Annotated in this window: 6 protein-coding genes; all 6 read left to right on the forward strand. The window is 63.8% G+C overall.

Annotation, left to right across the window (positions count from 1 at the left end; translation table 11 throughout):
• Window positions 1-1,380: hypothetical protein (locus GEV06_27585; GenBank protein MPZ21621.1), on the forward strand; the 1,380-nt coding region annotated here is incomplete at its 5' end.
• 77 nt (window positions 1,381-1,457) lie between these two features.
• Entirely contained in the window at window positions 1,458-2,339 is an 882-nt protein-coding gene (locus GEV06_27590; GenBank protein MPZ21622.1) for a GNAT family N-acetyltransferase, read from the forward strand.
• Window positions 2,340-2,467: 128 nt separating this feature from the next.
• Window positions 2,468-2,962, forward strand: a complete 495-nt coding sequence (locus GEV06_27595; protein MPZ21623.1) for a hypothetical protein — start codon at window positions 2,468-2,470, stop codon at window positions 2,960-2,962.
• Window positions 2,859-3,770 carry a hypothetical protein gene (locus GEV06_27600; protein ID MPZ21624.1) on the forward strand — a complete coding sequence of 304 codons (912 nt, stop codon included), beginning with the start codon at window positions 2,859-2,861 and terminating at the stop codon, window positions 3,768-3,770. Before GEV06_27595 ends, GEV06_27600 begins: the two co-directional genes overlap by 104 nt.
• 18 nt (window positions 3,771-3,788) lie before the next feature.
• The gene (locus GEV06_27605) at window positions 3,789-7,136 is read left to right on the forward strand and encodes a hypothetical protein (GenBank protein ID MPZ21625.1); all 3,348 of its coding nucleotides are present in this window, start codon (window positions 3,789-3,791) and stop codon (window positions 7,134-7,136) included.
• Window positions 7,137-7,151: 15 nt separating this feature from the next.
• Window positions 7,152-7,851: sulfatase-like hydrolase/transferase (locus tag GEV06_27610; GenBank protein ID MPZ21626.1), on the forward strand; the 700-nt coding region annotated here is incomplete at its 3' end.

Raw genomic sequence — 7,851 nt, forward strand, 5'->3', positions numbered from 1 at the left:
CATGTTCCGCGCATCCCGCGCCAGGCACCAGGTGAAGGTCATCGGGTTGATACGCAGAATCAGCTCCACGAAGAGATCATCGACACCGGGCTCGCGCAGATCTATCAGTCTCATCTCGAGGTCGGCGAGCGGATGGCGGCGGAGGTGGGCATCGCGATCAACAAAACACTCCTCGACGGCAAGCCCTTCCAGAAGATCCTCGACCACGCGCGCAAGACGAAGCCCTGGCTCCTCGTGGTGGGGCGGATCGGCGTCCACAGCCCGAAGGACGAGAAGGGGCTGGGGAGCAACGCGGAGAACATTCTTCGCGCCGCGCCGTGCGATGTCCTCCTCTCCACGCGCCTCGAAGTGCCCCGGCTCGACGTGCGCGCCGAGGAGAGCGTCCGATGGACGCCCGAAGCCGAAGAGCGGATGAAGCACGTGCCCGAGCAGGTCAAGGGGATCGCGCGCACCGGCGTCCTTCGCGTGGCGCTCGAAAAGGGGCATTCGGTGGTTACCAGCGCGGTGATAGACGAGGCGATGGATCGGTTCATGCCGAAGAGCGCCTCGGCCGCGACCAAGGCGCTGGCCGAGGCGGTGGCCCTCGAGCGGGCGAAGTCCGGCCCCGTGTCGATGTGCCGGGCGTGCGGCGTCACGGCTAGGCAGAGCGACCCCGTGAAGTGCGCGGTCTGCGGTGCCGCGGATTTCGAGGTGATCTCCCGCGAGATGATCGAGAGGATCGCAGCGGTGGAGGGAGGTCTCCAGGAGGAGACCACGTACGACGGCCGCAAGCTCCGATGGACGGAGGATGCCAGGAAGGGCCTCTGGACCATGAAGAACGCCTATCAGCGCCGCCGCGTCAAGGCGCGTGTCGAAAAGCGCGCGCGCATGGTGAAGCTCGACGCAATCACGCTCGAATTCGCCCGACAGGTGATCGAGGAGGAGACGGGGGCGCCGCTCGAGATTCAGGCCTCCTCCACCGACATGACGCGAGCGCGCGGGGCTGAACCCGCCAACACTGGCACTGGTGCGGCGAGCGAGGCCAGGCTCATTGCTCGCGACGACAGGAAGAACCCGTTGATCTCGACATTCGACTGGACGAGCGAAGCCGCGCAGCGGATCTTCCGCGTTCCGGCCGGTTTCATGCGGAGCAAGACACAGGAGCGGATCGAGGAGCTTGCGCGGGAGCGCGCCGCGGCGATAATCGACCTTCCGCTCGTCGAGGAGGGAATCGAGATCGGCAAGCGGATGATGGCGGAGATGATCGCGGCTCGGGAGGCCGGGGCAGCGCAGGCTGCGGCGGCCCCGGCCGCGAAGGGCAGCGGCTACCTCAACGAAGTGAGCTCGCTGGCACCTCCTCGCGAACCTAAGCCCAGAGCTCACTCGAATGGTCAGTCGTAGCGCAAGCCTTTAGGCCTGCCCTGCGAGACTTCGCGCTGTGATTGGCAGGCCTAAAGGCCTGCGCTACGAGGACCCCGATGACGGCGTATCGCTTTTGCCGCACGGACGACATCGCGCTTCTCGTCGACGCGCTGAATCACTGCTGGTCTCCGTACTTTCAAGACGAGCCTTCCATGACGCCAGCCGCGTTCAAGCGGTCGATCCGCGACCTTCAGGTCTGGTGCAGCAGCTGCATGGTCGCCTTCTCGGGCGCGGACCCGATCGGCGTGCTGATCGGCGCCAAGCGGCCGTCCGGTACTCTCGTCCACAAGATCGCCGTCCATCCGGATCATCGGCGACAGGGTCATGGCCGCCACCTGCTCGACTCGCTCGGCTCGAAGCTGGCGATTCTCGGCCCGCCTCGTATCATCGCCCAAATCCCCGAGGCTCTCGCTCCTGCCTGCGAGCTGTTCAGCGCAAGGGGATATGTCCCGGAAGCGCTCCTGACAGACTACGTCTTGACGCGTGAAGAGGACGATGCGCGCGAGGTAGTCGGCCACTTCGTGATCCCTGTCACGGTCGACGATCTCGCCGCGAATGGTCTCCTTGGGGAGGATCATCCGCAGGTGTGCTGGCAGCGCTCGGTCGAGACCCTCACTGCGAGGAAGGACGATATCGCAGGACTCGCTGTCGCCTCCGACGAGCGAATTGAGGCCTACCTCCTTTACGTGAAGTGCGGAGTGGGCCCGGAGACGAACGCGAGCGCCCCGGACGTGGAGATTGTGTCGCTCCGCTCTTTCATCGAGGACGGTGGAGTCCGTTTGAGGCAACTGCTCTCTCGGCTCCGCGCGCGAGGCATGAAGACTTTCCGGTTCCCAAAGGTGCACCCGGCGGAGATCTCAAAGGAGCTCCTGGAAACGCTCGGTTTCCGCGCCGCCGGCGGACATCGACTGTACGCAACGAGAGCGCGGTCCGACTAGCAGTCGATGGCGCAGGTCCGTGGTCGAGGGAAGGGCCCGTGGTGCTCCGGGACGATACCAGGGATAGGGACCCACCCTGTTGCAAGAATCGACCCCCCTCAAACGTCTTAGATCAATAAAGGAGTTGAGTGCTGTCGCTACGGAGGCCGGTGCGTTCGACTGGGCCTGACGCCCAGCGGTGCTTTCGCACTGCGTACCGTGCGTATTTTCTCCAAATTCGGCGCTACACGGGACGCCTCTCGGGTGACCCAGCGCAGGCGGAGGATCTCGCGCAGGATGTCTTCGTGCGCCTGTGGAAGGTGCTATGGTGGGCTGGTGGAAGTCAGCATGGCGCGGAAGGCGACCGAGGACATCCACGCGTCGTTGGTGAATGCCTCTATGTTCAACCCGGATGCGGAGCTCCTGCCGACGCTCCGTACACAACCCGTCCCTATCGCGCGGCTGGCTGCGCCTCGCGTCCCCGCCGCACGCGCGCTCGCCCCGGTGATGGCGCTCGACGCCGACCGTGCCGAGTTGAACGTGCGCTACATTCTGTACCGGTATGTGCCCGCGGGCTGCTTCGAACGGGGCGCCTGGCGCAAGACCGCGCGCGCGTTTCATCTCGAGGTCGTCGTCGGCGATGAGACGTGCCGCACGCAGAGCGAGCCTCAGCTCATCGCTCGCACGGCGGAGCTCGGCGCCACCGTGGAGGTGCGGGTGGCTGGCGGCTCGTCGGTTCCAGAGGCGCGTCCGAACGCCGCGGCTTCAGTGGACACCGACACGCTCGATATGACGACTCTCCACAGCATCCCGCTCTACCCGCGCGTGTACGAGGTCTACGGACATGAGGATGACGGCCAGACAGCCGAGGCACGCGTCCGCGACTTCGTCGAGCAGACACGGGTGCGGGCCAAGCGTCTGGTCGCGTCCACCCAGGCGCTCGGGCGACTCTCCCATCGGTGGTCGCAGGAGACGTTGGCGCGCCTCGGGGCCACCTCGACCTCCACGTGGCTCACGCTCCTTGGAGCACAGGGGCGAGCCGTCGCCCAGGAGGCGGTCATGCTGATCGCGCACCTGCGGCCCGTGCTGAACGAGCTCTCTACGGTGCCGTTGCCGAACCTCGATACACAGGGCATCCTCACGTATCCACGGGACTTTGCCGACGCGCCCGATGGCCTCGAGCTTCAGCGATTTCTCACCGAGAATGCCTTGACGCTTGGCAATGTGCGGGACGTCGTTGAGCACATACAGATCCATGCGTCCGGCACCGATCGCGTCCTTCGCGCAGTTCTCACTCCGGCACGCTCTCCGGATGACGACCTACAGGATCACGTCGCGGAGATCGTGCAGGAGCTGCGCACGGTAGCGTGGCTCGCTCGGCTCCTGCAATTACCGGCCTTCTATCCTCGTGACGCTGATGTGGGCGGTTCCCAACACCACGATGCATCGTGACGCGTAAGGGCCGGACAGATGGCGAATCGGGAGCACGAGGCCATCACCTGTTTTCATGAGACCGCAGATGAAGAGGAGAGAGGAATGACGCCCCCACGTGTTTGCTGGATTGTTCTCTTTGTCTTCTGTGCGCTGATCGGTTCCTCGCGCATGTCGTTCGCGCAGGTTGGCGATACCGGACAGATCGAAGGGACCGTTACCGACACGACGGGCGCGGTGTTGCCAGGCGTTGCCGTGACGGCCACAGCCGACGCCACGAATCGCACGCAGACCACGGTGACGAACGACGCGGGACGGTATACGTTTCCAGCGTTAACCATCGGTCGGTACACGATTCAGGCGGAGCTATCGGGGTTCACCACCGCGGTCGGGCACGTCAGTCTGCGAGTCCAGGAAGTAGCAGTGGTGGACGTGGCCCTGGAGGTCGGACAGATGTCCGAACAGGTGGAGGTCACGACGACCGAGCCGCTGCTCGAAACGACCCGGGGGAGCCAAGGGCAGGTCATCGACAGTGAGCGCATCCAGCAGCTTCCGCTGAACGGGCGGGACTATGCGCAATTGGCGCTCCTGTCGCAGGGAACGGTCCAGCCGATCGGCGGCCGGTTCGGCGGCTTCAGCGCCGCGGGCCAGCGCACCACGCAGAACAACTACTTGCTCAACGGTGTCGACAACAACGATATGGAGATCGCCGCGCAGGGCGAGCAGGCGGAGGTCGTCAAGCCGATTGTGGACGCCGTCGAGGAATTTCGGGTCGAAACGAACGGCTACTCGGCAGAATTCGGCAGGGCCACGGGCGGCGTCCTCAACCTGAAAGTCAAGTCAGGCACCAACGCCTTCCACGGGTCGCTGTGGGAGTTTCTGCGCAACGATGCGCTGGATGCACGAGATTTCTTCAACACCCACGACCAGCCACAGGCCCCCTTCAAACGCAACCAGTTCGGCGGCGCGCTCGGCGGCCCCGTCCTGCGAGACACGCTGTTCTTCTTCAACGCGCTGGAATGGCAGCGCCGCCGGGAGTCCAACACGATCGTCAGCAACCTGCCCACGGCGAAGATGCGCCAGGGGGATTTTTCGGAGCTCAGCGCGCCGATCTTCGACCCGGCGACGTTCGACCCCGCGACGGGAACCCGCCAGCCGTTCCGTGGCAATATCATTCCGGCCGACCGGATTGACCCCACCGCCCGACAACTGGTCGATCTCGTTCCGGGACCGCAAACGAGCGACCTTACACGCAATGTCACGTTCAACTCGCCCCAGGGCTTCAACGAGTTCAAGGTGGATACGCGCGTCGACTGGAACGTGAGGTCACGTGACCATGCCGCCTTTACGGTTGACTACAGCGACCGCGATCAGTTCCCCACCCCAGGCTTCGAGGGCGTGTTGGGCGGCGGTCAGGCGTTCACCTTTGATGGCACGGTCGTCAGTGCCCAATGGAATCACACGTTCAGCCCCAATCTCGTCACCACCACGAAAGCGGCGTGGAACCGTCGCTATACCGCCATCACCTCGGCCACGGCCGCGGCCGGCACCAACCTCGCGTCCCAAGTAGCCCTTGCAGGCGTGGATCAGGAGATTGCTGGGTCGCCTGTGTTTGGCATGGAAGGCTTCAGGACCCTGGGCGGCTCCAACTTCAATCCCAATCTGGCCCAATCGCAGAACCGACAGGTCGTGAGCGACACGACCTGGATCACAGGCAACCATCAGGTGCAGTTTGGCGTGAACATTCAACGGCTCCAGAGCTTCTTGACGAACCCGCAACAGCAGTTGGGCAATTTCCAGTTCAATGGGAGCTTTACCCGCAACCCGGATGGCAATGCGGGCGGCAGTGCGTTTGCTGATTTCCTCTTGGGGATGCCAAGCACGACCACGGTGTCCACCAACGTCTTCATGAACTTGCGAAGCTGGCAGCATGCCGCCTACGTGCAGGATACGTGGCGGCCGACGCCGAACCTCACGCTCAACCTCGGCCTCCGCTACGAAGTGTTCCTGCCGTGGCAGGACAAGCAGGACGGCCTGGCCAACTTCGATCCGGACCTGAGCCACGCGCCCCAGGCCGAGCTGATTCTGGCGGCAGACGGCGACAGTCGCGTGGATCGTGCGCTCATAGAGACCGATTCGAACAATTTCGCCCCCCGCATTGGATTGACCTACCGGCTGGGTGCGAATACCGTGGTGCGGTCTGGCTATGGGATCTTCTACGGGGCCTTTGAAGAAACGGGCGGCGGTCAATACCTGGAAACGAACCTGCCGTTCAAATTCAGCTCGCAGATCACCACCGACGGCATCTCACCCGCGTTCATGCTGTCCGAGGGCGTGCCGGCCGTCCTGACGCCCGAGAATGTGGCGGCCCCAGTGCTCTCCTCCTTTGAGCGGGATTTCGCCTTTCCGTACAGCCAGCAGTGGAACCTGAACATTCAGCACACGTTCGCGCGAAGTTGGCTCGTGCAGGTCGGCTATTTTGGTAGTGCGACGAAGCACCTGTCGCGCCGCCTCGATCTCAATGCCCCAGAACCCGGCCCCGGCAACGTGAACGACCGGCGGCCGTTTACGTCGGTCGTCTTTCCTGGCACCGACGTGGTCGTGAGCCCTTTGGGCGGGTTCAACAGCCACACGTTCGACGGCCGCGCAACGTATCATTCCGGCCAGGTGAAGCTGGAGAAGCGCTTCTCTCGAGGCTTCACGATTCTCAGTTCCTATATTTTCTCCAGGACGATGAGCGATGTCTGCGCCGTGGATGCCGCCTCGGGGAACGCTCCTGGCTGCGAGGTCCAGGATGTCCGCAATCTCCGCGCCGAAAAGGCGCTGGACAACCAGCATCGCAAACATCGGTTCGTGGCGAGTTATGTCTGGGAGCTGCCGTTCGGCAGGGACCGGCGCTTCGGCAGCGAGTGGGGCGGCCTGTTGAATGCGCTGCTCGGCGGCTGGAGCACCCAGGGTATCATCACCTTCACGTCCGGACGGCCGTTCAGCGTCACGGTGGGCGGCGATCCAGCCAACAACGGCAGTTTCGAGAGCGTGGATCGGCCGAACCTCGTCGGGGATCCGACGCGACCGGACGGTGCGGACCCGGTGGACCAGTTCTTCGACACAGCGGCGTTCGAGGTCCCGGCCGCCTTTACGTTTGGCAACGCGGGCCGGAACACTCTGACGGGGCCCTCCCTCAACAACGGGGACCTCGGCCTTTTCAAGCGCTTCGACCTCGGCGGCGACGTCGACGCGGAGTTTCGCTTCGAAGCGTTCAACGTCACCAACACGCCCCATTTGGGTCTGCCAAATGCGGTACTGGGCACCTCCAGTTTTGGACAGATTTCCGGCACCGCGAGCCCGAACCGGAAACTGCAGTTCGGATTGAAGGTCCTCTTCTAAAGGAGCACATCGTCTATGCCAGCTCGACGCGTCGCTGCCGCTCTCGTCTTCCTCGTTGTGACGGCGACAGCCGCCTTCGCACAGCGCTCGCCGAACGTTGTCATCCTCTTTGCCGACGACCTGGGGTATGGCGACCTCTCATCGTATGGCCATCCAACGATCCACACTCCGCGTCTGGATCGCATGGCCGTCGAAGGTCTCCGCTTCACCGACTTCTACGTCGGCGCATCCGTGTGTACCCCAAGCCGTGCGGCGCTTCTCACGGGTCGCTTGCCCGTGCGCAGCGGCATGACGTCCGACAAGCGACGCGTCCTGTTTCCTGACTCCAAAGGCGGGATCCCGGCCGGCGAAGTCACGCTGGCCGAGGCGCTCAAAGCGCAGGGCTATGCGACGGCGGCGATCGGCAAGTGGCATCTGGGACACCTGCCACCGTTCCTCCCGACGAACAACGGGTTCGACGAGTATTTCGGCATCCCCTACTCGAATGACATGGACCGTGATACGTCAACGGGCAGGGAGGTCTTCCAGAACCCCAACATCGAGGATTTCAATGTCCCGCTGATGCGTGGGACGCGCATCATCGAGCGTCCGGCTGACCAAACGACCATCACGCGTCGCTACACCGAAGAGGCGATTCGGTTCATCAAGGCGAATCAGGACACGCCGTTTCTTCTCTATCTGCCCTACAGCCTGCCGCACGTGCCGCTCTTTCGCA

The organism is Luteitalea sp., from assembly GCA_009377605.1.
In the GTDB taxonomy this organism is placed as follows: Bacteria; Acidobacteriota; Vicinamibacteria; order Vicinamibacterales; family Vicinamibacteraceae; genus WHTT01.